Source organism: Sphingomonas sp. 67-41, assembly GCF_001899725.1.
Classification (GTDB): Bacteria; Pseudomonadota; Alphaproteobacteria; order Sphingomonadales; family Sphingomonadaceae; genus Sphingomonas; species Sphingomonas leidyi.
Window position 1 is genome coordinate 52,621 of record NZ_MKWJ01000020.1, and the last position, 23,718, is coordinate 76,338.

At 61.2% G+C, this 23,718-nt stretch carries 22 protein-coding genes and 1 pseudogene; 7 read left to right on the top strand and 16 right to left on the bottom strand.

Annotated elements, in window-relative coordinates; translation table 11 throughout:
* Positions 1–466: 466 nt before the first annotated feature.
* Positions 467–2,128 (bottom strand): GMC family oxidoreductase, encoded by a 1,662-nt coding sequence (locus tag BGP17_RS10515; protein ID WP_083276958.1) that lies wholly within the window; start codon positions 2,126–2,128, stop codon positions 467–469.
* Between the two features lie 363 nt (positions 2,129–2,491).
* Here BGP17_RS10515 and BGP17_RS10520 point away from each other — a divergent pair, with 363 nt between their 5' ends.
* From BGP17_RS10520 to BGP17_RS10530, 3 genes are all read left to right on the top strand, one after another.
* On the top strand, positions 2,492–3,376 hold the full coding sequence (locus tag BGP17_RS10520) for a transporter (protein WP_070156703.1): 885 nt from the start codon (positions 2,492–2,494) through the stop codon (positions 3,374–3,376).
* A gap of 675 nt (positions 3,377–4,051) precedes the next feature.
* Positions 4,052–4,900: a 3-oxoadipate enol-lactonase gene (gene pcaD, locus BGP17_RS10525; RefSeq protein WP_083276957.1), complete on the top strand. Its 849-nt coding sequence runs from the start codon at positions 4,052–4,054 to the stop codon at positions 4,898–4,900.
* Complete coding sequence (locus tag BGP17_RS10530) at positions 4,897–6,360, top strand: benzaldehyde dehydrogenase (RefSeq protein WP_070156702.1); 1,464 nt, start codon at positions 4,897–4,899, stop codon at positions 6,358–6,360. Before pcaD ends, BGP17_RS10530 begins: the two co-directional genes overlap by 4 nt.
* Positions 6,361–6,847: 487 nt before the next feature.
* On the opposite strand, the gene BGP17_RS10535 is transcribed toward BGP17_RS10530, so the two are convergent.
* The 6 genes from BGP17_RS10535 to BGP17_RS10560 form a co-directional block, all read right to left on the bottom strand.
* Positions 6,848–7,495 carry a TetR family transcriptional regulator gene (locus BGP17_RS10535; RefSeq protein ID WP_083276956.1) on the bottom strand — a complete coding sequence of 216 codons (648 nt, stop codon included), beginning with the start codon at positions 7,493–7,495 and terminating at the stop codon, positions 6,848–6,850.
* Between the two features lie 458 nt (positions 7,496–7,953).
* On the bottom strand, positions 7,954–9,099 hold the full coding sequence (locus tag BGP17_RS10540; RefSeq protein WP_286711870.1) for a CaiB/BaiF CoA transferase family protein: 1,146 nt from the start codon (positions 9,097–9,099) through the stop codon (positions 7,954–7,956).
* A 27-nt stretch (positions 9,100–9,126) separates the two neighbouring features.
* A complete protein-coding gene (locus BGP17_RS10545) occupies positions 9,127–9,555 on the bottom strand; it encodes an acyl-CoA thioesterase (RefSeq protein WP_286711871.1) in 429 nt (142 codons plus the stop codon).
* Positions 9,556–9,561: 6 nt separating this feature from the next.
* Complete coding sequence (locus BGP17_RS10550) at positions 9,562–10,344, bottom strand: SDR family NAD(P)-dependent oxidoreductase (RefSeq protein WP_286711872.1); 783 nt, start codon at positions 10,342–10,344, stop codon at positions 9,562–9,564.
* A gap of 17 nt (positions 10,345–10,361) precedes the next feature.
* On the bottom strand, positions 10,362–11,531 hold the full coding sequence (locus BGP17_RS10555; RefSeq protein ID WP_286711873.1) for an acetyl-CoA C-acetyltransferase: 1,170 nt from the start codon (positions 11,529–11,531) through the stop codon (positions 10,362–10,364).
* Positions 11,532–11,601: 70 nt separating this feature from the next.
* Positions 11,602–12,381: an enoyl-CoA hydratase-related protein gene (locus BGP17_RS10560; RefSeq protein ID WP_286711874.1), complete on the bottom strand. Its 780-nt coding sequence runs from the start codon at positions 12,379–12,381 to the stop codon at positions 11,602–11,604.
* Positions 12,382–12,510: 129 nt separating this feature from the next.
* Between BGP17_RS10560 and BGP17_RS10565 the strand changes: the two genes are divergently transcribed.
* The 3 genes from BGP17_RS10565 to BGP17_RS10575 are packed head-to-tail and all read left to right on the top strand — an operon-like array spanning position 12,511 to position 15,456.
* Positions 12,511–13,944, top strand: coding sequence for an aldehyde dehydrogenase family protein (locus tag BGP17_RS10565; RefSeq protein WP_286711875.1), 1,434 nt, complete (start codon positions 12,511–12,513; stop codon positions 13,942–13,944).
* Between the two features lie 16 nt (positions 13,945–13,960).
* Positions 13,961–14,788, top strand: a complete 828-nt coding sequence (locus BGP17_RS10570; protein ID WP_286711876.1) for a crotonase/enoyl-CoA hydratase family protein — start codon at positions 13,961–13,963, stop codon at positions 14,786–14,788.
* On the top strand, positions 14,785–15,456 hold the full coding sequence (locus tag BGP17_RS10575) for a nitroreductase (RefSeq protein ID WP_286711877.1): 672 nt from the start codon (positions 14,785–14,787) through the stop codon (positions 15,454–15,456). The genes BGP17_RS10570 and BGP17_RS10575 overlap by 4 nt, the downstream gene beginning before the upstream one ends.
* Before the next feature lie 70 nt (positions 15,457–15,526).
* Here the strand turns inward: BGP17_RS10575 and BGP17_RS10580 are convergent, their stop codons facing one another.
* From BGP17_RS10580 to BGP17_RS23880, 4 genes and pseudogenes are all read right to left on the bottom strand, one after another.
* The gene (locus tag BGP17_RS10580; RefSeq protein WP_286711878.1) at positions 15,527–16,567 is read right to left on the bottom strand and encodes an NAD(P)-dependent alcohol dehydrogenase; all 1,041 of its coding nucleotides are present in this window, start codon (positions 16,565–16,567) and stop codon (positions 15,527–15,529) included.
* A 207-nt stretch (positions 16,568–16,774) separates the two neighbouring features.
* Positions 16,775–17,848 carry a lipocalin-like domain-containing protein gene (locus BGP17_RS10585; RefSeq protein WP_286711879.1) on the bottom strand — a complete coding sequence of 358 codons (1,074 nt, stop codon included), beginning with the start codon at positions 17,846–17,848 and terminating at the stop codon, positions 16,775–16,777.
* Positions 17,849–17,901: 53 nt separating this feature from the next.
* Positions 17,902–18,183, bottom strand: coding sequence for a hypothetical protein (locus tag BGP17_RS10590; protein WP_286711880.1), 282 nt, complete (start codon positions 18,181–18,183; stop codon positions 17,902–17,904).
* 110 nt (positions 18,184–18,293) lie between these two features.
* Positions 18,294–18,818 (bottom strand): annotated as a pseudogene (locus tag BGP17_RS23880) (hypothetical protein); the annotation flags it as partial.
* 149 nt (positions 18,819–18,967) lie between these two features.
* Here BGP17_RS23880 and BGP17_RS10600 point away from each other — a divergent pair.
* Positions 18,968–19,633 (top strand): TetR/AcrR family transcriptional regulator, encoded by a 666-nt coding sequence (locus BGP17_RS10600; RefSeq protein WP_286711882.1) that lies wholly within the window; start codon positions 18,968–18,970, stop codon positions 19,631–19,633.
* Here BGP17_RS10600 and BGP17_RS10605 read toward each other — a convergent pair.
* The 5 genes from BGP17_RS10605 to BGP17_RS10625 all read right to left on the bottom strand — a co-directional run.
* On the bottom strand, positions 19,630–20,922 hold the full coding sequence (locus BGP17_RS10605; RefSeq protein WP_286711883.1) for an acyl-CoA dehydrogenase family protein: 1,293 nt from the start codon (positions 20,920–20,922) through the stop codon (positions 19,630–19,632). The two genes, BGP17_RS10600 and BGP17_RS10605, sit on opposite strands and share 4 nt — an antisense overlap.
* Before the next feature lies 1 nt (position 20,923).
* Positions 20,924–21,319 carry a DUF6285 domain-containing protein gene (locus BGP17_RS10610; protein WP_286711884.1) on the bottom strand — a complete coding sequence of 132 codons (396 nt, stop codon included), beginning with the start codon at positions 21,317–21,319 and terminating at the stop codon, positions 20,924–20,926.
* Complete coding sequence (locus BGP17_RS10615; protein ID WP_286711885.1) at positions 21,309–22,358, bottom strand: phosphotransferase family protein; 1,050 nt, start codon at positions 22,356–22,358, stop codon at positions 21,309–21,311. Before BGP17_RS10615 ends, BGP17_RS10610 begins: the two co-directional genes overlap by 11 nt.
* Positions 22,355–23,497, bottom strand: coding sequence for an acyl-CoA dehydrogenase family protein (locus BGP17_RS10620; protein ID WP_286711888.1), 1,143 nt, complete (start codon positions 23,495–23,497; stop codon positions 22,355–22,357). Before BGP17_RS10620 ends, BGP17_RS10615 begins: the two co-directional genes overlap by 4 nt.
* Before the next feature lie 25 nt (positions 23,498–23,522).
* A partial coding sequence (locus BGP17_RS10625) for a hypothetical protein (protein ID WP_286711886.1) occupies positions 23,523–23,718 on the bottom strand: 196 nt, incomplete at its 5' end.

Sequence of the window (23,718 nt, forward strand, 5' to 3'; positions counted from 1 at the left end):
CGGCGCGTAAGCTGTTCGGGTTATCGGGGGCGTACTGGGAAGATGTCTTCGCCTCACCGAGACCATCGGCGAGGAGCCAATGAGTGACCTTAAGTCACTCATCGCGCTCGCTCTTCGGCGCGGAACAAAGCAATTCCGACGAGGTCATAGACTTATCGACGACCACCTCATGCGCCTCCATGGCGCTCGGAGCTGTTCCCGGATCAAAACGGATACCACCGAAACCCTTGAAGAGAATAGACCTTCGATATCCTCCACTAACCCTGCGATTTTTTCTCATCACGCAATGACACCTCCTGATGATCGACCGTTCCTGCGCGGTTTTTGCGGACGGTGATGACGCTTCCCTTTGTCATTTGTCACGTCGACAGCGCCCACCAAGGGGGACGGCCTGATTTCGTGTACTGCCATGGTTTGCGATCGGTCGGAGGAAGCGGATCGCCGGCGCCAAGTCGATGTTGGACTTTCAGGCAGGCAGCGTCTGGGCGGGAGGAACGATCGCAGGCTGCGGCGAGCCGGGAGCCCGTCCGGTAGACCGGTGCAAGACGTCGTCCACCAGCATGGCAGAAGCGTGACGCGCGAGGGCCTGGGTGGGTGCGTTGGTGTTGCCACTCGTGATGTTCGGCATGATGGACGCGTCGATCACCCGCAGGCCTTCAACTCCGCGTACCCGTAGACGTGCATCGACGACAGCGCGCTCGTCCGCCCCCATCCGGCAGGTGCCGACCGGATGCCACATCGTCGTGGCGACGCGCTTGACCCACTCGCCGATCTCGGCGTCCGTCTGCGCTTGCGGGCCAGGTTCAATCTCGTCCTCGATCACGGGCGCGAGCGACTCCTGGCGCATCACTTCACGAATTGCGCGGACGGATGCGACGGCGGCCTTCAGATCCTCCTCCTCGCCGATGAAGTTCGGATTGATGAGCGGCATCGAGGTCGGATCGCCATCCGCCAGGCGGATCCAGCCGCGGCTTTTCGGCTGGAGGACGACAAGCTCGAAGGTGATGCCGGAGCGATCGCCTGTCGGACTCAAGCCGTCTGCCGAGATGATCGGAACATGATAGCACTGGATGGTGGGATCGGCGGTGAAGTCGGAAGGATTCCAGTAGGACACCGTCTCGATGCCATTGCCCGACGCCGGGCCGTCCTTGGTGACGAGGTAGCGCAGACCGGCCTTCATGCTTCCAAGGCCTTGCGCCGCCATCTGGTAGCCGAGATCGCCCTTCACATAGGCGCGCACGGGGACGATCGGATGATCCTGGAGATTCTCGCCGACTTCCGGAGAGTCGACGATGACCGGAAGACCATGCTGTAGCAGCTGCTCGGCCGGCCCGACGCCGGAATGCATCAGGATCTTCGGACTTTGGATCGCTCCAGCCGATAGAATCACCTCGCCCGCCAGGATGAGTTCCGGAGTCGTACCATGCAGTTCAACACCAACGGCACGCTTGTTCTCGATCAGGATGCGCGTGACGGTCTTGTCGGTGAGGAGCGTTACCCGGCCCGAAGCGAGGTGCGGCCGCAGATAGGCATCGGCCGCGCTGCAGCGGCGCTGGTTGCCGACCGTAGACTGGACCGGCGAGACTCCGATCTGGCTCTCGCCATTGTAATCGGGATTGTAGGGAAGGCCATATTCCTGGAATGCCTTCAAACAATATTGATTCAGCTTGTTGATGCCCTTGGGCAATTGGACTGACAGTCCGCCGTTGACGCCATGATAGTCGTCGTGGAAGGTGTCATTGTCCTCCTGCGCCATGAAGACGGGGAGGAGGTCCGCATAGGACCAGCGGCCGGTGTCGCCGACGGCGTTCTGCCAGGCGGCATAATCGCGCTCCTGGCCGCGAACATAGCACATCGCGTTGATCGACGATCCGCCGCCGAGCACCCTGCCCGCGCGATAGGCGCGGACGGTCCCATGCTGCGGTACCGTTTCATACTTCCACACGTGCCGGTCATGGATGAGGATGTTGGCGAATCCCGCGGGGATATGGATGAACGGATCGCGATCGGTCTCGCCCGCCTCGATGAGTGCGATCGACGCGTCGGTGTGCTCGGCCAGATAGCTCGCCACTACACAGCCGGCTGCACCAGCACCGACGATCACGAAGTCGTAGCTTTCCTTGGTCATGCTCAGTCATCCTCATTCGCGGTCGCCCCAGCGACCGCGGGCAATCCGCGCGACTGCCTGCCGGCCTGACCGCGTCCCGGCATTCCGAACGCGAACTCTACGCCGATGGCGTCTGACCCGTTGACGGGCTGATCGGCAGGCGGACTTTTCAATAAAAGCGCCGCCGCCCCATTCGAAATACCTTATCGATAATCTGCTATATCGCCAGGGTATCATGAGGCTTCACGGCGGGAAGTCGCCGGCGCCAGTTCATTGAAAGCATTGTATTTTGATACCGAAAGGGTATATCGGCCAGACCATAAAGGTTTTTGCCTCGATCGCTTCGCTTGGTCATTGAATAACCAAATATCCAGGGAGGGATCGATGGGCTGGCGCCATAGTGCATTGTTGTTCTTGCTTACCACTGCGCTGGCCACCCCGGCCGCGGCAGTCGATGTGGATCCCGGCGACTACGTCGCGCTGAAGCCTGGCACCAATATGTTGCTGCTCTACGGCACCTACACCGATCGTGATGCGATCCAGGTGCCCGGGGTGGGCCTGCTGGGAAGCGACACTGAGCTCCGGTCAAGCATCGGACTCGTCCGTTTCGTTCACTTCGTGAAGATAGGCCCGTTCATCGCGGATCCGCAGATCATCGTGCCGTTCGGCGCGATTTACAGCGGCCGCGCGGCCGGTCAGAGGCTACGAAGCTCAAGCGGGATCGGCGACATCATGCCATTCGCGACCCTGTGGCTCGTGCATCATGACGATCCAGTGCATGGCACCTATGTGGGCTTCTCGCCGATCGTCTCGATGCCAACCGGGACCTATAGCCACAACAAAGCCGCCAATATCGGCGGCAATCGCTACACATACGACATGCAGGTCGGCGTCGTGCAGGGTGTCGCGCGACGGTTTGCGCTCGAAGCCTATGGCGACATGACATGGTACGGCCATAATGACGACTATGGCGTTGATCGGCAGACCCTGACGCAGCATCGCACGGACGCCGTGCAGATCTGGGGGCGCTACACTCTGTCGCCAAAGACTTCGGCGTCGATCGGCTATGCCGGCTATTGGGGCGGCCGCCAATATGTCGATGGACTCTACAACGGCACGAAGACCGAAAATCAGCAGGTCCGCTTTGCCGTGCAGACGTTCGTCGCGCCGGGCTTGCAAGTCGAGGGTAGCGCGGGCCACATGGTTCATGTCGAGGGCGGGTTCCGCGAGGCGATACGGGCCCAGATCCGCATCGCTAAAATCTTTTAGTCAGCGCTCGAGGTGAATGGCCGGAAAACATGCACAAACCTTGATCGAAGCGGCGTCCGGAGTGCGTGACAATGGTCCAGCCGAAGTCGTGACCGGCCCGACCGGGAACCGGTCCGGTTTGTCGATGCATGATGGGACGGCGAGTTCGCTTCCAACCCATCGCTTGTCGGGATGGTTGATATCAAAATGGTTTGGCCGATTACCGAAAAGGTCTTTTCGTTTACGGTCTGCATTCGGCATTGCGCCCGTGTGCTGGCGACAGTCGGCACCAGTAAGTGAGGTTGGTACAAGGAGTCGTTCCTATCCCCCTCCCCCTGGGAATGGCTCAGGAGCGATGCCATGAACCCGGCATCGCTCGCTCACCTTCCGTTGCAGCTCGCGTGGCGGCCCCAATGCCCGCGAGCTGCACGCTTCTGAAGCCTGGAATATCTATGAGAACAATCGTATCCACCGAGGCGCTTCCCACTGGACCGAAACATACCGCCAAGTGGCTCTTACAGGGCAAAAAGCGCTCTTCGCTGAAAGATCCTATCGCACGCCCCTGTGCGCCGTTGCGCCACCGTGTACCATCTTTCCCGATCGCGCTCGCATCATGGCTGACGACGGCTGGCGAGCACTGCCTTGATCAACTCGCAATCATTCCCAGCTTCCAGATCGCGCGGAAGGTCTGAATTCATGGTGACATGCGTGAGACCCGGCATAAGGCTCCATTGGGAGGAAGCCGGCGATACTGAAGGTCAGCCGCTTCTCCTCCTCAATTCGATCGGAACCGATCTGCACCTCTGGGATCGCGTCATGCCCTATCTGGCCGACTTCCATGTGTTGCGGATGGATACACGTGGCCATGGCCGCTCTGAGGCGCCCCGAGGCGACTATAGCATCGACATGCTGGTCGATGATGTCATCGCGGTGCTCGATGATGCGGGTGTAGCGCGGACGGCGGTCGCTGGTGTCTCGCTGGGCGGCATGATGGCTATGGGACTGGCGCTCGATTACCCGGACAGGGTCGAAGCCCTCATCCCGATCTGCACCTCCGCAACGATGGACCCGGGCGCCTGGACGGCCCGCGTGCAGGCGGTTCGCTACGGAGGCACCGAGGCGATCCTCGATCTGGCGCTGGGGCGTTTCCTGTCTCCGGAATTTCGGAAGGCCGACCCTGACGCCAGCGATCATATTGCCGAAGGGCTGCGCCGCATGTCGAATGATGGCTATGCCGGCTGCGCGGCCGCGATCCGCGACATGGACATCTATTGGCGGCTCAGGGAAATCGAGGCTCCGACTTTGGTGGTCGCCGGCGATCTCGACACGTCGACGCCGTTCGAGGGACATGGCCAACATATCGCCGAGGCAATCCCCCGGGCGCAAACCGTCCATCTTCACGCCGCGCACCTCGCGCCGCTTGAAGCGCCGGAAGCGCTCGCGACCACGCTCATCCGCTTTCTCAATTCATGCAACACCACGGCACCGGAATCCGTCAGCGAGCGCCTTCCGTCTGCCTCCTCGACAATCGGAGATGCATTATGACGACGACAAAATTTCTGACTAAAAACCATCTGAGCGGTTCCATCTTCGACGGTGAGTGGACAGCGAGACCGGCGGTGGCCGACGTGATCGAGCCCGCGACAGGCCAGGTGATCGGCAAGATCGGAATGGCCGACCCCTCCGATATCGCGACCGCGGCTGCTTCTGCTCGCAAGGCCCAGAAGGCGTGGGCTGCGGCCAGCCCGGACCAGCGCGCGGGGGTGTTCCCGAAGGCGGTCGAAACCGGTCACGCGCACTGGGACGAGATCGTCGAATGGATCATGCGCGAGAGCGGCTCCGTCCGCGCCAAGGCCGAGTTCGAGCTTCGTCTGTCGCTGAAGGCGATCCAGCTGGCCGGCGGCATGCCTTATGAGGCGCAAGGACTCGTGCTGCCGAGCGAGGCGGGACGCACCAGCCTCGCCAAGCGCCGCCCGCTTGGCGTCGTCGGGATCATCGCGCCGTTCAATTTTCCGCTCTACCTTGCGATGCGCGCCGTCGCGCCAGCGCTGGCTGTCGGCAACGCGGTGGTTCTCAAGCCCGACCCACGCACGGCGGTGTGCGGCGGCTTCGTGATTGCACGCCTGTTCGAGCTCGCGGGACTGCCCGCCGGCGTGCTCCAGGTCCTTCCCGGCCGGGGCGATGCGGGAGAAGCCCTCTGCAGCAATCCCAACATCGCCATGATCCAGTTCACCGGCTCGACCAACGCCGGCCGGATGGTCGGGCAGAATGCGAGCAAGCACCTCAAGAAGGTCTCGCTCGAACTGGGCGGCAAGAATTCGCTGATCATTCTCGACGATGCCGACATCGAGCTGGCGCTCAGGAATGCCGCCTGGGGCGCCTATCTCCATCAGGGCCAGATCTGCATGTCGGCAGGCCGTATCCTCGTTCAGAAGTCGATCATCGAGGATTTCGCGGCAAAGCTAGCGGAAAAAGCCCGGGCGTTGCCGGTCGGCGATCCGATGAGCGGAACTGTCGCGCTCGGGCCGATTATCAACCAGCCGCAGCTCGATCACGCGTTGTCGGTGCTCGAGACGTCAGTGGCGGAGGGGGCGGAAATTCTCGCGGGCGGCACGTCGGAAGGACTGTTCCTTGCGCCGACCGTACTCAAGGGAGTCAGCCACACAATGACGGCCTTCAGCGAGGAAATCTTCGGACCGGTCGCGGTCCTCGTGCCGTTCGAAAACGACGACGAAGCGGTCGCGTTGGCGAATGACACGGAATATGGCCTGTCGGCGGCGGTCATTTCGCGGGATGTCGGTCGCGCTCTCGCACTCGGCGAGCGTCTCCACGCGGGCTTGCTGCATATCAACGACCAGACTGTCAACGACGATGTCGTGAACCCCTTCGGAGGGGTTGGTGCCTCGGGCAACGGCACCTCCATCGGCGGGCCCGCCAATTGGGAGTTGTTCACGGACTGGCAGTGGGTCACGATCAAGAGCACCCCGCCGGCCTATCCCTTCTGATCCCAGGACATCAGACCATCGCCGATCTTCTGGCGGCAACGTCGAGTTCGGCGGCGGGGTCCCACTGCAAAAGTGAAGTCGCCGCGATGCCGGCAGCGATATAGTCGCAATCGGGCGATCCGTAACATAATTTGTATAAAAAACGGCGACGTTCGGCAGAAAGTGGCTACTACATCCCGATGGACTTGCCTTTGTATGACATTATATTCTGGTATGAAGAGACTGCCATTTTGGTATAGTGCGCCACCCGTAGTTATAGTTGCATATTTCGCACTTGCATAACAATCAGAGAGGCGCCATGAAATCCGGGCCTTTTAGGCATCCTCTCCTAATACTTCGGCCGCCTTCGGGCGGCTTTTTTTGCGTTATGCGTTCTGGGGGGCAACAACGCCAAAATTTAAGGAGAAGGTGAGCATATATATGAATGTCCTGTGTGACGCTTCCAAATATTTCGATGATATAATATCACGCAAAAGAGATTTAGAGGTTATTGGTGGAGAGTGGAAATGCCTACCATCACGATCTCGCAAAGTTGAGTTATGAATCTCTGGCGAATTTCATCATTGATCTCATCAATTTCGAAAGCATATTTCAGCGCATAGCGACCGAAAAATAGGTGGTCGCATGCCCCGATCACATGAAAATAAAAGAGCATCGGATCAATTTCTCGAAATAGACCGGCCGATCGTCCCTCTTCAAGAATGGTGCCTTGGGCCGCCACAAGGGGTTGCACGAGTTCCTCAGAGAGGATCTTTCCCACGCTCTCATTCGTCGCGAGCAGCAGATGCATTACCCGGTTAATGTAGGGGTGCCGGAAATAGACATTTACGACCCCGCTCAAATGGATACGCATCTTCTCGACTGGGCTGAGATTCATATGGACCAGTGCTTCCAGATCCTGGATCGCCTTGCCAATAGAATAGCGCAACAACTCCAGAAAAAGGCCGTCTTTATTTCCAAAATAATATTTTATTAGCGCCGAATTTACACCGCTTCTCTCGGCAATCTCATTGAGAGTCGCGTCGATCGTGCCGCGCTCTGTCATGAGTGCGGCAACCGAATTCAAAAGCGAAACCCGGGTATCCGAGCCGGTTGAAGCTTGCGCTCCTTGCTTTGGTACCGTGGCGCCAGCCATATTTACTCCCTCATCAATCGTTTCATGATGAATTGCTCTTTGATCCAGCGCAAGCGCGCTGGACCTCTCATGCGATGGGAATTGTACGGCGCCCTTGATGTCGGGCTGTCGAGGCCTGTATCAGCTGATAGGTTGCTAAATGTCCAACAACTATCATAAGGAGAGTGCCCATGGCGATCGCCAATATGATCGTCGATCCCAAAGCCTAGTGAGATCGCACCCATCGATGAGGCCTTTGCCCATCTGCGTCGCGAGCAGCCATTCGACATTGCGGAGCCCGATGGTTTCGACAGATTGCGGGTCGCCTGCAAGCACTCCGATGTGCTCGAAATCTAATGGCGATCTCCCGTTGCTTTTTAACGGAAAGCTGGAGGAGCAACAACTCGTCGCTCTCATTGCATCGGGAATTAGACCAAAAAGATGACGCCATACGCCATCGGCTATTGCCCGGTAATCCCTTACGAAACGACCAACATTTCACGCAGAATGGAAATGTGATCGGCGCCATATCCCAGTTGCCCAAGAATTTCTTCGTAATCTGATTCCGATGAGGGCATACGAGGATCGTCAGTGCATGTTTTCGAATATCGCGGCGCAGGAGCAGGCTGGGTTACATCCGCAATGTCGACAAACGTGCGACGCGCGACGTTGTGAGGATGACCGGGTGCTTCTGCCAGCGAAAGCACTGGCGCGAAACAAACGTCCCGTCCCTCCATGAGACCGCACCATTCGTCGCGCGTCTTGGTGAGAAAAATCTGCGTCAGCCGTGACTTCAACTCGCCCCATTGGCTTTCGTCCATCTGGCGGCCGAACTTCGGATTGTCCGCCAGTCCGGCAGCTTTGAGCAGCGCGGCGTAGAATTGCGGCTCGATCGAGCCGATCGAAATGAACTTGCCATCGGCTGTCTCATAGGTGTCATAGAAATGGGCACCGGTATCGAGTAGATTGACGCCACGCTCGTCCCGCCAGGTGCCCTGAGCCCGAAATGTCCAGATCATGCTCATGAGCAGCGCCGCACCGTCTGTCATCGCGCAATCGATCACCTGCCCTTCCCCGCTCTTCTGCGCGTGAAGCAGGGCGCTCACCATCCCGAACGCCAGCATCATGCCGCCGCCGCCGAAATCGCCCACCATATTGATGGGCGGCGTCGGCTTTTCGCCGGCGCGCCCGAAGGCATGCAGCGCCCCGGCCAGCGCAATGTAGTTGATGTCGTGCCCGGCCGCCGCCGCATAGGGGCCGAACTGGCCCCAGCCCGTCATGCGCCCGTAAACCAGGCGCGGATTGTCGGCCATGAGCACGTCCGGGCCGAGACCGAGCCGCTCCATGACGCCCGGACGAAATCCCTCGACCAGACCGTCGGCCGAGCGAACCAGATCACGGACGATCGTTATGCCCTTGGCCGATTTCAGGTCGACTGCGATTGTGCGGCGTGAACGTAGCAGAACATCCTTTGCAGGATCACCCGCGGGGCCCGCCTGAACACCACCGGGCCGCTCGACGCGAATAACCTCCGCCCCGTGATCGGCAAGCATCATGCACGCGAACGGACCAGGCCCGATTCCCGCCATCTCGATGATCCGCAACCCTTCAAGTGGCCCAGCCATAGCCGCTCCTGTTCGTATTTTCTGCGTTCAGGCAATTTCGAAGCGGCGCAAAGCCCGTTCGAATTCCGTTCCAATGGGCACCGATCGACCACCCTCCTCGGCCACGAGCGCGCAGCAGGCCAGCGCTACCGTTCTGCCATCCTGCCGTGCGATCTGCGCCAGCTGCCAGGACGACTTGCCGATAGCCCTGATGCCGGAAGAAACATGGACCAGGGCCGGATAGTAGGCCTCGGCGACATAGTTCAGCAGATGGGCCGCAATCAGGATCCGGAACGGCTTCAGGCCCGCTTCCCCATTGATTGCTGAACTCAGCCGAACGCGCGCATCCTCCAGTATCGCGGCCATTGCCACGTTGTTGATGTGACCCAGCGGATCGAGGTCGGCGAAACGTGTGCCGCATTCCCAGCTATGCGGGAATGCGGCCTGTTCGAACCACGCACGGTCGAGACGTTCCATCCCGGCTTAGCGCGGCGCCATCCGGATGGCGCCGTCAAGGCGGACATCTTCGCCGTTGAAATAGCCGTTCTCGATCATGGTCAGCGCGAGATTGGCATATTCCTCGGGAAGCCCGAGACGCTTGGGGAAGGGCACCATCGCGGAAAGTGCTTCCACCAGCTTGGGCCCGCCGCTCATGAGCAAAGGCGTCGAGAAGATGCCGGGCAGGATGGTGTTGACCCGAATCCCCTCGCTCATCAGGTCGCGCGCGACCGGCAGCGTCATGCCCACGACCCCGCCCTTCGACGCCGAATAGGCGGCCTGGCCGATCTGGCCGTCTTCGGCCGCGACCGAAGCGGTGTTGACGATAGCGCCCTTTTCGCCGTCCTCGAGCGGTTCCAGCGAGGCGATGCCAACGGCGGATTTGGCGATGCAGCGGAATGTGCCGAGCAGGTTCACCTGAATGATCTTCTCGAAGGCATCGAGAGGAAAATGTGTCAGCTCACCGGTGTCCTTCGCCCGGCTGACAGTCTTGATGCCATTACCGATACCCGCACAGTTGACGAGCACCCGCTCCTGCCCGTGCGCCGCGCGCGCCTTGGCAAAGGCGGCATCAACCGCTTCATTCGACGTAATATCGACCTTGCAGAAAACACCGCCGATTTCCTGGGCAGCGGCCTCGCCGAGTTCCTCATTCAGGTCGAAAAGCGCCACCTTCACGCCCTTGGCAGCGAGCGCCACGGCGGTAGCCTTGCCGAGACCGGAAGCGCCGCCCGTGACGACCGCGGCAATCGAGGAATTGAGTTTCATGGTTATTGTTCTCCTGTTCAGAGGGCTTCGACGATCGTGACGTTGGCGACGCCGCCGCCTTCGCACATCGTCTGGAGCCCGTATTTCTTGCCCCTTGCCTTCAGGGCATGGATGAGGGTTGCCATCAGCTTGGCGCCTGACGCGCCGAGCGGATGGCCAAGGGCGATCGCGCCGCCGTTGACGTTGAGCTTCGCCGGATCCGCTCCGAGATGCTTCAGCCAGGCGAGCGGGACCGGCGCGAACGCCTCGTTGACCTCATAGAGATCGATGTCGTCGATACGCAGCCCGGCGCGCTTGAGCGCCCGCTCGGTCGCGAACAGCGGTTCCTCGAGCATCACCACCGGATCGCCAGCCGTCACGGTAAGGCCATGTATGCGCGCGATCGGGGTGAGATTATGAACCTTGAGCGCCTGTTCGCTCACGACAAGAACGGCCGAGGAGCCGTCGCAAATCTGACTCGAGCTGGCCGCACTGATCACGCCCCCTTCCTTGATCAGCTTGACCGAACCGATGGATTCCAAGCTGGCGTCATAGCGGATGCCCTCGTCACGGACGTGAAGTTCGCTGCCTTCGGGCGTCTCGATCGGAACCGGAATGATTTCGCGGTCGAACGCGCCGGCCTGGGTCGCTGTCGCGGCACGCCTGTGGCTTTCAAGGGCGAAGGCATCGAGGTCGGCTCGCGAGAAGCCATGCTTGCGAGCGATAAGCTCGGCGCCTTCGAACTGGCTGAAGATTATACCGGGATAGCGGTCCAGCAGGCCCTGGCTCATGGGACTTCCGGGCGTGAGTTCGGCAGTCCATGTTCCTGTGGTGCCCATAGGCACGCGCGACATCGATTCGACACCGGCCGCCAGCACGACGTCCTGAGAACCCGACAGCACCGCCTGCGCGGCGAACTGGACGGCCTGCTGGGACGAGCCGCACTGCCGGTCGATCGACACCGCAGGTACGCTTTCCGGGAGCTTCGAGGCGAGCACGGCATTGCGGCCAATATGAAGCCCCTGCTCGCCAGCCTGTCCGACGCAGCCCATGATCACATCCTCGATCGCGGCCGGATCGATCCCGGTGCGTTCGACAATGGCGTTCAGCGCCAGCGCGCCGAGATCGACAGGATGCCAGCCGGAAAGGCGGCCGTTGCGGCGACCACCGGCCGTCCGCGCGGCTTCTACGATGAATGCTTCAGCCATGTTCATACTCCTGCGAGTTCATAATTAGCTATTTGATTAGTTCGTTGACGCGATTTCGTCTGATTGTCAATCAACCAAACCGGGCCGGTCGCTTTTCGAGGAATGCGGCGACGCCTTCCTTGAAATCGGCATGAAAGCCGGCCTCCTGTTGCAGCCAGCGCTCCAGGCGCAGCTCGGCCTCGAACGTCGACTCAGCCGCTGCCCAGGCCGCCTTGCGCGTGAGCGCCAATGCTCTGGTCGGTCCATCGGCCAGCCTCTGCGCAAAGGAGAGAGCAACGTCATCGACTTCCGAGTCCGGCACGACCCTGGTCACCATTCCCCAGTCGTGGGCCTGCTGGGCGCCAAGCTTCTCTCCGAGCATCATCAATTCCATCGCGCGCACACGACCGACTGTACGCATGAGGAGCCACGGCGAGCCTCCATCGGGAACAAGGCCGATCCGGGAGAAAGCCTGGAGAAAATAGGCACTCTGGCCGGCGACGATGATGTCGCCCATAAGCGCGAATGAGGCGCCAACACCCGCAGCCGCGCCGCGAACCGCTGTTACCAGTGGAACGCGCGATTCCCTCAGCGTCATCATCACCGGATTGACGTAATCCTCAAGGCCAAGGCCGGCGTCGATCTCCCCCGGACGGGCACCATCCGCGCCATCGCCAAGATTGGCTCCGGAGCAGAATGCCTTTTCACTTCCCGCCAGGACGATGACGCGAGCACTTTGCTCGACTTCCCGCAAACGATCGCGCAATTCGATCGCCATATCCATGGAGAGGGCGTTTCGCGTCGATGGGTCGTTGAAGCGCAGCCGTGCGACGTTGCCCAAACGCTCGACCAGAATCCTGCTGTCGGTCATTTCTTCCCCTCTCAATGGAAGGGCTTGCGGCATGTAACGCGCCCTATCCGCTCTTGCGACGGGCAGTTAATTAGTCCATTAAGGGGTTAGAGGCAACGGGCGTCCTCATCGCCCAGAGAGGATGATATAATGGCGTTGGATACTTCCTTTGAACTGGTAGTGGGCGGCGAGCGTGTCACGGCGAACGAACGTTTCCCGGTCCTCAATCCGGCCAACGAGTCGATCATCGCCCATGCCCCCGAATGTTCAAAGGAACAGCTCGACCAGGCCGTCGCCGCCGCGCGGGCGGCATTCGCGGTGTGGTCGGCTTTGCCGTTCGACGAACGCCGGGCGAAGCTCGTTGCGTTCTCGGATGCCATCCTGGCGCAAACCGATGAGTTGAAGCGGCTGCTAACGCTTGAGCAAGGCAAACCGCATGCGGACGCGGAGATGGAGATCATTGGCGCGGCCTATTATCTGAAGGGCACGCTCTCGCTCGATCTCCCGGTCACGGTCGCGGAGGACTCTGCCGAGCGCCGGGTCGAGACGCGCCATCTTCCCATCGGCGTGGTGGGGGCGATCGCTCCCTGGAATTTCCCGATCATCCTCGCAATGTTCAAGATCGGCCCGGCGCTTCTGGCCGGCAACACCATGGTACTGAAGCCCTCGCCCTTCACGCCGCTCACAACGCTAAGGATCGGCGAAATCGCGCGCGGCATTCTGCCGCCGGGCGTGCTCAACATCGTCACCGGGACCGATCGCCTCGGGCCGTGGCTGACGGAGCATCCCGGCATCGACAAGGTCACTTTCACGGGTTCCACCCAGACCGGCCGACGCGTGATGCAGAGCGCTGCAGCCACGCTCAAGCGCATTACATTGGAGCTTGGCGGCAACGATGCCGCGATCGTTCTGCCGGACGTCAATGTCGAGGAAGCGGCCGAGCAGATCTTCTGGGCCGCGTTCCGGAACAACGGGCAAATCTGCATCGCGACCAAGCGCCTCTATGTTCATGAGGACATCTACGACAGATTCAAGGACGCGCTGGTGGCTTATGCACGGACCGTGAAAGTCGGTGATGGTGCGGAACAGGGCACGCAAATTGGCCCCGTCAACAACAAGGCGCAGTATGACCGCGTCCTCGACCTGATCGCCGACGCGCGGGACAAGGGATATACGTTCCTTCTCGGAGGCGAGGCGTCCGATATCCCGGGCTATTTCATCCCGGTGACCCTGATCGACAATCCGCCCGAAGATGCGCGGATCGTCCAGGAGGAGCAATTTGGCCCTGCTCTCCCCCTGCTGAAATTCAAGGATATCGACGATGTCATCCGCCGCGCCAACGACAGCGAATATGGCCTGGGTGGGTCAGTGTGGTCGGCCGACGAGGAGAAGGCAGCTGCGATCGCCTCGCGCATCGCAAGCGGCACCGTCTGGATCAATGACACGCAGTATCTGACGCCACTGGCCTCCTTCGGGGGGCACAAGCAGTCGGGCCTGGGCGTCGAGGGCGGTATCGAAGGCCTCCTCGAATATACGGTGCCCCAAACGATCATTCGGCGGAAGAAGCTGGTTCAGAACGCCTGACCGGAAGGGCGTAGGCATGAATGGCCGGGTGACGATAACCCGATCCGCAGGGATCGCCGAAGTCCGGCTCTCGAGAGCCGACAAGCTCAACGCCATCGACGGACCCATGTTCGACGCCCTCGAACAGGCCGCCCACTCACTTGCGACGATGCCGGACCTGCGCGCGATCGTCATTTCCGGCGAAGGAAGAGCCTTCTGCGCGGGTCTCGATCTCCAGAACTTCTCGACGATGGCCGGCAACCACGCCTTGCCCTGGCGAGATCTCGCTGAGCGCACCCACGGCGAGGCGAACCAGGCGCAGCACGTGGTTCTTGCCTGGCGGGAAATTCCGGTTCCCGTAATCGCCGCTATTCATGGTCTCGCCTTCGGCGGCGGCTTTCAGCTTGCGCTCGGCGCGGACATTCGGATCGCTGCGCCCGATACCCGGCTCAGCATCATGGAGATCAAATGGGGCCTGATACCGGACATGGGCGGCATCGCGCTGATGCGGCGCCTTGCACGTGCGGACGTCATCCGGGAGCTGACCTTCAGCGGCCGAGAATTCAGCGGCACGGAAGCGCAGGCCTTCGGCCTTGTCACTCGCCTGGCCCCTCAACCACGCGAGGCCGCCATCAGCCTGGCCGAGCAGATTGCGGTCCAAAGCCCTGATGCCATTAGAGCCGCCAAACGCCTCTTGCGCCTCTCCGACCACGCCGGCGAGGCGGAAGTCCTGCTGGCCGAATCGATCGAGCAACAGCATTTAATCGGCAGCGCGAACCAGACCGAGGCGATCCATGCCAATCTCGAGGGCCGAGCGCCTCGCTTTGTCGACAATATAGAAGACAGCCACGGGATGATGAAATGAACGTCGCGGATGCGCTTGCCAATCGCCGGTCGGTCAGAAAGTTTCTCGATACGCCGGTTCCGACCGATCTGCTCAAATCCCTGATTGCAGCGGCTTCCAGAGCCCCCTCGGGCGGCAATCTGCAGCCCTGGCACATCCGCGTCGTGACGGGCGCCGCCCGCTCCCGTCTGGTCGACGCCGTAGGCGAACAGATCGCGGCCGGCGTGCAGAGCGAGCCCGGCGAATATGATATCTACCCGAAGGGTCTTACGCCACCCTATGCAGATAGACGCTTCGCGATCGGCGAAGCCTTATATGCCCGCCTGGCCATTCCCCGCGAGGACAGGCCGGCGCGCAGGGCATGGTTCCACGAGAATTTCAGGCTGTTCGGGGCCCCGGTCGGCCTCTTCTGCTTTGTCGATCGGCAGATGGGACCGCCGCAATGGTCGGATCTGGGCATGTTCCTGCAGAGCCTGATGCTGCTGCTTGTCGAGAACGGGCTGGCATCCTGCCCGCAGGAATGCTGGGCCATGTTTCCCGGCACGGTCGCGCGCATCCTGGATGTGGAGCCGCAGCTCATGCTCTTCACCGGCATGTCGATCGGCTATGAGGATCATGATGCCGCGGTCAATGCGTTGCGCAGCGATCGCGCACCGCTGACGGAATTCACTCGCTTCCTTGACGCGTGAGCCATGGAAGAATAGCCGGCCGGTCGCTTGAAACTTCTGGCGACCGGCGTGAAGCACTGCCGACTTCCCGTCAGGGAAGCAGGACCGCCCGCCCCTTGATGCGACCTTCGCGCAGGCGTTGATAGACATCGGCCGCATCCTCGAGCGGAAAGCTTTCCACTTCGGCTGCGATCCGCCCAGCCTCCGCCAGGGCGATCACCTCCATCAATTCCACGCGCGACCCCCAATAGGGGATGCTGACTTCGCACCCATAAGGTGGTTTGTTAGCGGAATAGTGCAGCGTCCCGCCGGCCAGCCCGACCACGGAGAGTCGGCTTGCCCGGCCGACGACACGACTGCACAGATCGACCGTCGGCTGGGCGCCGACAAAATCGAGCGCGACGGTCACGCCGCGCTCGCCCACCAAGTCCATGATCTCCTCGGCGGCACGCCGCTCGTCGCCCGTATCCACGACATTGCCGGCGCCAAGTTGTCTCGCAAATGCGAGCTTTGCAGCATCAATGTCGCCGGCGATCATGCGGGCGGGCGACAGGGCATGAAGGATCTGGAGTGCCATGTGCCCCAACCCGCCAATCCCCAGGACAAGGACTGTCGCATCGGGCGTGAGCAGCGGAAGCGCGGCCTTGATGGCATGATAGGGCGTCAGCGCAGCATCGCTCAAGGGCGCGGCCTGCACGGGATCGAGCCGGCCTAGGGGAACCAGCAGACGGGGCGAGGGAACGATCATATATTCGGCCATGCCGCCATCCGACCCGAGACCTCCGCCGAAGGTCGGAATGCTGGCATGATGTTCGCAGTAATTCTCGGCGGATGTCTGGCACTGACGGCACTGCCCGCATCCCCAAGGCCCATAGACCGCAACCGGGTCTCCTTCCTTCCAGCCCGTAACACCGGCGCCGAGCCCGGCGATCCAGCCCGCATTCTCATGGCCCAGTGTGAATGGGCCAGCGATGCCGATACCATGATCCAGCACATGCAGATCCGAGTGGCAGACGCCGGCACCGGCAATGCGCACGAGCACCTGGCCCGGCGCAGGGATAGGAACCGGAACGTCGACGATTTCGGGCGGGCGCCCGGTTTCGATATAGCGGACGGCTTTCATCATCTGCATCTCACGGTTTCATGGCGCACGCACGGCGCTGTCACCAGCACAAATTGCAAAGCCCGGGTTCCGCCGCAGCGACGGCGTGAATAACCAGAATCTATTCTTCCGATCATGGCTCACCAGCAATGTCCATAGCCGGGTCCGCGACGACCGGGCCGCACCGTCCGTGCCGACATATGTCGGCACGGACGACGACAGCTCCCAGGCCCGGGATCAATCGGCACTGTGCCGGCGGCCGAAAAAGTCCATATTCTCAAGCGGGCCATTATCGGTCGCGCTCGAACGCGTTCCATCCGCGCGTTCGATATCGACCGTGACCTTCGCAGGAAAGCGGGTGTACCAGGTTTCCCAGTCCGGCGAACTGTTGACCCATTGGAAGGAGGCGATGACCGTGCGTTGCCCATCGAACCTGACCGAAGCCTTTAGCCTGTCATTCTGTGCGATATAAATGCAGTCGCTGCTCGTTTTCTTGCCCGTGACAGGCTGGGGGATCTTGACACCCTCCAGGCAAACAACGGCGTCATTATAAGCGTCTACAAGGACTTCCTGGCCAGATGTGAGGTAAAGCAGGGGCGCCTCGGCGCCTCCCACGTCAGGATGAAATCGCACCGAAGCGGTGACAACGGTGAAGTCGCCCACCTGCCCCCTGCCCCACAGCCAGTCACTCAGGATCTGGTCCATCGGAACATTGCCCCAGTTATGGTCATGATAGCCATTGCCCTTCACTTCGATGGTTTCGCCGCCGATGAAGAGCTTGCCTGCGACATCGGCTCCCGGCACAGGGCAGAACCAGGAGAAATGTCGATCGCCGGCTTCCCACCGACCAGTGCCCGGCCGGAAGGCTGGAACGGTGCTGTCGAAGCGCAAGTCGAGCCCGTAACCGCCTGTGGTTTCCGGATCGACATAGACATGATAGCGCTTCACGCCTTCCAGGCTGCGGAACAGGTTGTTCCCGAACACCACGTCGCATTCGCTTTCGGAGACGCTATATGCCTCGGCGTCGACCGGCAGACCCTTCAGGTCGCAGATGATCGTGCTGCCCTTGGCGATATTGATGTTGATGAACGGGGTGACATTGCCCTGCGCATCGACCTCGAGATGGAAGGACGTGACACAGAAATAGCCGTCGTCGAGATGGGCATCGCAATACCACCATTCCCACTCGCCGCTCTTGAACGGCTTTTTCAAACGCAGCCCGTCTTCCCACGGCGCACGGACAACAGGATCGAGACCCAGGCGGGCGAAGCTTTCCTCGTCGCCGAGCAGGCGACCTTCAGCGATGGTCATCTTGGTTTCCTCTCATGTAAAGTTCAGATCGCGGGCAGTCAGACGGGCGAGAGTCAGCGCTGGCGCCTGGCGTAAGGACCGTTTTCCATGACGCGGATGTCGGCGGACTCGTTGACCGAGACTCCGACCTGCTCGCCGGTTCGTTCGTCGATCAGGCGACCGGCGCCCTCATAGAGCGCGTAGTCGATCTCCGGGACTTCCAGGAACTCTCGCGCACTATTGGGCTCGACCCTGAAATGGCGGGAGCCCTCAATCTCGATCGGGAATTCATAGCTCCAGCCCCAGGACACCCATGTGCCGACCTTGGGCGCCTTGGCATAGCCGTTCTGCCGCACAATAGCGGTGTCGAACCGCTGATCATCAGGTCGCGCCAGCTCCCGTCCGCCCTCCTGATCGACAGACGGCCGGACATCGGAGCCCGAGGGATCGAATAGTAGAAACTGAAATCGTCCTCGGCGCCTTGCTGTATCATGCCCTCGATGCCGAGCTTGTCCTTGTGCCAGAGAATTTCGTTGCTGTTGTCGAGGCGCAGATCCAGATGAACATCCTCGAATTCGGCCCGCAGTTCCATGTAGTCTTCACGATAGGTCCACCAGGCCCTGGCATTGCCGACGTCCGCCTGGACGGCATAGTCGTCTTCGGACCACAGCCCGTCATCGGGCAGATAGCCGAACTCGTAGAGCTGGCGATAGTCGTTCCCGTCATAGTCGCTCAACATACCGACGAGATGCACGAAGCGATGGCCGTCGACAGGCTCCTGCCCGAACCGCTTCTGCCAGCCGTCGCCTGGATAGTTCACGAGATCGAAGAAGAGAAAGTAGCTGCGGCCGGAGCTGTCCTGAGCGTGGGCGGTGACGTACCACCACTCATAGGATTTCTCGCTCATCCGCGCATGAGGCTTCCACTCCTCGCGCGCGGACCGGATTGCTGGATTGCGGACGTCGAACGTCAGAGGCGAAAAAGCTGGCATGAGCGCTGTCCTGCTTGTTCAGATAACGCAACGATTGCGTTGCGTTATCTGAACAAGCCTGTCAAGGACGCTCTCGACCTGACGCTGGTCCGTGCCTAGAAAACGACGGTCTCCATGATGGAACCATCGCAGGAAAAGGAAGATAGACCATGGCGCGGCCGACCAACGCCGAATCGGCCAGACTGACGGAACATATCGTAGAGATCGCCACGCGATCCTTTCTCCGCGACGGCTATGCCAATGCCAGCATGGAGCAGATCGCCATGGCAGCCGGCACTTCCAAGCGCAGCTTGTACGCACGGTTTGCGAGCAAATCCGATTTGTTTCGTGAGGTCGTGCTCAATTATTCGGGTGCGACGCTGGGGCAATTGAGAAACAGGGCCGACGACGATCGCCCGATGGTCGCGCAATTGTCCGACGCATGCCGACGCATCCTCGAGATCGTGTTGATGCCGGACGTCGTCGCGATGGAACGGATCGTCATTTCCGAAGCAGTCAATTTTCCCGAACTGGCGCTTGCGATCGACGCCGCCCGCGAGCAGGGGATCGCCTATCTCGGATTTACGATCTCCGGAGCATCTCTCGCCCCCAAAGACGGTCGCTCATCCCGAAACGCCGCCTCCCAATTATGGGATCTGGTCATCGCCCCCGCTGTAAGAAGCGCGGTGCTCGGGCTCGCGCCTTGCAAGGTGACCGACGAGTCGATGCGGACCGTCGACGAAGGCGTTCAAGCACTGTGGAGTAAAGGCCTCCCCGCCGAACGGCGAGCGCCATATGCCCGGCGCCAGGCCACCGGGCATGCTGTGGGCCGCTAGAGGTTCCTGAACAACTCGCGGCGAGGCCCCATATAGCCGAACAGATAGCCGGCGACCTTGCGCATCTGGATTTCCTCGGAACCCTCGGTGATGCGGTAGCGCCTGTGATGTCGGTAGATGTGCTCGAAGGGCTTATGGCGTGAATAGCCGATGCCGCCGTGGACCTGCATGGCGCGGTCGGCCGCCTGGCACACCAGCCGGTTTGCCCAATAGTTGCACATGCTGATCCTGTCCGAGAGCGTATGTTCGACCTCCTTGTGCGGCAGGCGGTCCATTTCCCAGGCGGTCTTCCGGATCAGCAAGCGCAGCATCTCGACCTGGCTGGCCAATTCGACCAGCGGGAACTGGATCGCCTGATTGCGCGCCAGTTCCTCGCCGAAGGGCTTACGGGTCCGCGCGTAACGGACACTCTGTTCGATGCAATAGGTCGCCGCCCCAAGAGAACTGGCCGCCTGCCGGATGCGGTTCTGGTGCACGAAGGACTGCGCAACGGCGAGACCGTTGTCTGGCGGGCCGAACAGGGCATCGTCGGGTACCCAGCAATTTTCGAAACTTACCCTGGGATGGTCGGTGGGCATGTTGAAGGTCCACAGATACTCCTCGACCTTGAGGCCGGGCGTGTCGCTGGGCACCAGAAAGCAGCTGATCCCGCGTGCGGCCCCCGCCTCGCCGCTGGTGCGCGCGAACGTGGCGCAATGCGTCGCGATATGCATGCCCGTCGTCCACATCTTTTCGCCGTCAATACGCCATCCCGGGACGCCGTCCCGCGTCTCGCGTACCGCGCGGGTCTCCATATGGGTCGCGTCGGAGCCATGATCGGGCTCGGTCAAGCCGAACGCCACCCAACGGCTCTTGTCGAACCCGCCGGTGATGAATTCCTTCTTCTGCGCATCCGTACCGAACGCCTCGAACATCGCGACGAAAGGGAAATTCCCGACGATCGAATGCTCATTTTGCAGGTCGTTGTGCAAACCCAGCCCCCTGGCGGCAAGATGATCGCGGATCACCGCCATCCAAAGATTCGAGCCGTCCTTGCCCCCGTAGGCAGCCGGCGCCGAGAAGCGCCAGTAACCCGCTTCATCGGCGAGCTTGACCGCCCGGGAAAGCAGTTCCTCCCAGTCATGACGCGGCAGCCCGCCATTCTCGAAATCGGTTCGCGCCCACTCCCGCCGATGATCGAAAAACCGCACATTGTCGTCGCTCTCCTCGAGCGGCTTGATGGTCGCCTCGATGAACCGGTCGAGCTCGGCCAGATAGGCTACCAGTTCGGGCGGCAGGTCAAAATCCATGTCAATTCTCTCCTGATGCCGCCTGCCGCTCCTGGAGCGTGCGCAGATAGGCTGAATAGCGCGGCTGATCGACCGCGAGCTTGTCGAGCGTGGTCGCCCACAGATGCTCGGAGACAGAAGGATCGGACGCATCGAGGCGCCCCTCCCTCAGTTCGAGCGCGAATTCGGTATTGAGATCGGCGAGCCCCCCATCATGGCCAAGGAGCGTCTGGAGCCGGTCCTGCTCCAGCGCTTCCCGTGTGAATCCGCTCGAGATCTGCCGCTGGACGAGATCGAGAGCGTTGGCCGCCACCCGGGCATCAAATGCCTCGCGCGGCGGAAGATTGGGGATCGCGGCCTCACGAAGAAAGGCAGCGACGGCCGCCAAAATCGCGGCGGCGTGAGGTCTATCCTGCATGGGCAGTTCCCGTGGATGATAAGAGGCGCATCAGGTCGATTTCGGTTTCCGATGCCCGGCGCGCGATCATGCAGCGTTCGATCGAAGCGTCCGAGCCATTGTCGATCCACTCGACCATGCTGGCGCACATGACGCCCCAGCGCAGGGTACCCAGCACTTCCCAGAAATGGACCCCTACGCGGTCTACCGCGCGCCCGCTGGCGCGCTCATAGGCGGACAGCAGTTCCTCCCGGCCGGCAAGCCCTCCTGCGGGTTTGTCGATTTCCCCGAAGCGCCAGCTATTGACACAGAGCCAACCCAAATCCTCGCGCGGATCGCCCCGGTGGGTCAGTTCCCAGTCGAGCACCGCACGCACGCCTTCAGGTCCGAAGATCAGATTGCCGTTGCGAAAATCGCCATGGACGAGGCGCGGTTCCCCTGCATCCGGGATATGTGAACGAAGCCAGCGAAACGCGATTTCGAACACGGGCCGAGGCATATCCGAGCGGAGATATTTCCCCCACAGATCCTCAATCTCTTCGGCGGTGTCGGACACCCGAAGCGCCAGGTGCGTGGCGTCCACTGCGTGAATGCGCGCGAGAATCTGACCGGCCTGGTCGGCGAACTCCGCGCGGGCCTGGTCGAAGGCATGGTCGCGGATAATCTTGCGCGCCAGCGTTTCGCCCTCGATGAGATTCATCACGAACCCTCGGCCCGCGCCGTCGGAAGGCCGCAGGACCTCGCGGACAGCGGGAACCGGAACTCCGGCGCTAGCCACGAGCGCGATGACCTGTGCCTCGAGTTCTGGTCCGGCGGACAGATCACCCGGGCGTTCGCCCTGGGGCATCCTGCGAAGGATGAGCTGTTCCACACCGCCGTCCCGCAGATGCGCACCGAAGGCCCAGGTCTCCTGGCTGGCGCCCCCGGACAATCTCCTCAAGTCGCAGATGCGGTCAACGTCGCATCCACTGCGCCCGAGCGCCTTCGCGAGGGTCAGGGACAAGGACTTCCCGGCCCCACCCTCGCTATCGACAGCCGTGCCGTCGCTGGCTTCGGTCACAGCGAACGTCCCACCACTTCCTTCATGATCTCGCTGGTGCCGCCGTAGATCCGCTGGACTCGCGCATCGCGCCACAGGCGCGCGATCATATATTCGTTCATATAGCCGGCGCCGCCGTGGAGCTGGAGCGCCTTGTCGCAGACCTCCCAGAGCAGTTCAGTGTGCCAAAGCTTGGCGGCGGAAGCCTGGGAACCGTTCAGATCATGGGTCTCATGCCGCTTGAGGCACCAATCGAGATGGGCCCAGCCAGCCTGGAGCTTCGCTGCGAGATCCGCGAGAACGAAGCGCGTGTTCTGGAAATCGAACACCGTCTTGCCGAACGCCTTGCGGTCCTTGGTGAAGGCGAGCGCTTCGTCGAACGCGCGCTGAGCGCCGGCCTGGGCCGAAACCGCGATCGAGAGCCGCTCCTGGGGAAGCTGGCTCATCAGATAGACGAACCCCTTGCCTTCCTCGCCGAGACAATTGGTGAGAGGAACGCGCACATCGTTGAAGAACAGTTCGGAGGTATCGGCCGAGTGCTGCCCGATCTTGTCGAGGTTTCTACCCCGCGCGAAGCCCTCGCACTCCGATTCGACGAGAATCAGGCTGATGCCTTTGGATCCCGCATTGGGATCCGTCTTGGCGACGACAATCACCAGGTCCGCGTTCTGACCATTGGTGATATAGGTCTTGGACCCGTTGATCACATAGTGGTTGCCGTCCCTGCGAGCCGTGGTCTTGACGCCTTGCAGGTCGGACCCGGCGCCGGGCTCGGTCATCGCGATCGCCGTAATGGTCTCCCCGGTCACCATCCGGGGGAGCCAGTGGCGCTTCTGCTCTTCAGAGCCGTAATTGATGATGTAGTCCGCAACGATATCCGATTGCAGCGTTATGCCGGCCGACGAACCGGCATAAGCGAGTTCCTCGCCGATGACCGCATTGTAGCGATATCCCAGCCCCAGGCCGCCATAAGCTTCGGGAACCCCCGGGCACAGAAGGCTGGCTTCACCGCAAGCGAGCCAGAAGTTCTTGTCCACGAGCCCCTCCTCCTCCCATTTTTCAAGATTGGGGGTGAGTTCGACGTCGAAGAATTTCCGCACTGAATCGCGGAACTGCTCGTGCTCGCTTTCGAAGATATCTCGTCCCTGTGTATTCAGCATTGATATAGCCTTCCATATTATGTGGTCAGCGCCGTCCGATCGAGACACGCCGCTCCCCGGAAAAAAGAAAGTTGGCGTCGCGCAAATTGCCGTGATCCGACTCCCAGGTGCGGGTTTGACGGCATCGGTCGCCGCCTCCGGGCGTCGGTTTGGTCAGGCAACTGTGGATCGGCGTGGAAAAAGGACCCCGGTAGCGGGGTGATCGGCGTCGAAAAGGGACC

Bases quoted from the DNA above. Each gene is read 5' to 3' on its own strand.
- BGP17_RS10515 (WP_083276958.1), bottom strand. From the start codon at position 2,128: ATGACCAAGGAAAGCTACGACTTCGTGATCGTCGGTGCTGGTGCAGCC.
- BGP17_RS10520 (WP_070156703.1), top strand. From the start codon at position 2,492: ATGGGCTGGCGCCATAGTGCATTGTTGTTCTTGCTTACCACTGCGCTG.
- pcaD (WP_083276957.1), top strand. From the start codon at position 4,052: ATGGTGACATGCGTGAGACCCGGCATAAGGCTCCATTGGGAGGAAGCC.
- BGP17_RS10530 (WP_070156702.1), top strand. From the start codon at position 4,897: ATGACGACGACAAAATTTCTGACTAAAAACCATCTGAGCGGTTCCATC.
- BGP17_RS10535 (WP_083276956.1), bottom strand. From the start codon at position 7,495: ATGGCTGGCGCCACGGTACCAAAGCAAGGAGCGCAAGCTTCAACCGGC.
- BGP17_RS10540 (WP_286711870.1), bottom strand. From the start codon at position 9,099: ATGGCTGGGCCACTTGAAGGGTTGCGGATCATCGAGATGGCGGGAATC.
- BGP17_RS10545 (WP_286711871.1), bottom strand. From the start codon at position 9,555: ATGGAACGTCTCGACCGTGCGTGGTTCGAACAGGCCGCATTCCCGCAT.
- BGP17_RS10550 (WP_286711872.1), bottom strand. From the start codon at position 10,344: ATGAAACTCAATTCCTCGATTGCCGCGGTCGTCACGGGCGGCGCTTCC.
- BGP17_RS10555 (WP_286711873.1), bottom strand. From the start codon at position 11,531: ATGGCTGAAGCATTCATCGTAGAAGCCGCGCGGACGGCCGGTGGTCGC.
- BGP17_RS10560 (WP_286711874.1), bottom strand. From the start codon at position 12,381: ATGACCGACAGCAGGATTCTGGTCGAGCGTTTGGGCAACGTCGCACGG.
- BGP17_RS10565 (WP_286711875.1), top strand. From the start codon at position 12,511: ATGGCGTTGGATACTTCCTTTGAACTGGTAGTGGGCGGCGAGCGTGTC.
- BGP17_RS10570 (WP_286711876.1), top strand. From the start codon at position 13,961: ATGAATGGCCGGGTGACGATAACCCGATCCGCAGGGATCGCCGAAGTC.
- BGP17_RS10575 (WP_286711877.1), top strand. From the start codon at position 14,785: ATGAACGTCGCGGATGCGCTTGCCAATCGCCGGTCGGTCAGAAAGTTT.
- BGP17_RS10580 (WP_286711878.1), bottom strand. From the start codon at position 16,567: ATGCAGATGATGAAAGCCGTCCGCTATATCGAAACCGGGCGCCCGCCC.
- BGP17_RS10585 (WP_286711879.1), bottom strand. From the start codon at position 17,848: ATGACCATCGCTGAAGGTCGCCTGCTCGGCGACGAGGAAAGCTTCGCC.
- BGP17_RS10600 (WP_286711882.1), top strand. From the start codon at position 18,968: ATGGCGCGGCCGACCAACGCCGAATCGGCCAGACTGACGGAACATATC.
- BGP17_RS10605 (WP_286711883.1), bottom strand. From the start codon at position 20,922: ATGGATTTTGACCTGCCGCCCGAACTGGTAGCCTATCTGGCCGAGCTC.
- BGP17_RS10610 (WP_286711884.1), bottom strand. From the start codon at position 21,319: ATGCAGGATAGACCTCACGCCGCCGCGATTTTGGCGGCCGTCGCTGCC.
- BGP17_RS10620 (WP_286711888.1), bottom strand. From the start codon at position 23,497: ATGCTGAATACACAGGGACGAGATATCTTCGAAAGCGAGCACGAGCAG.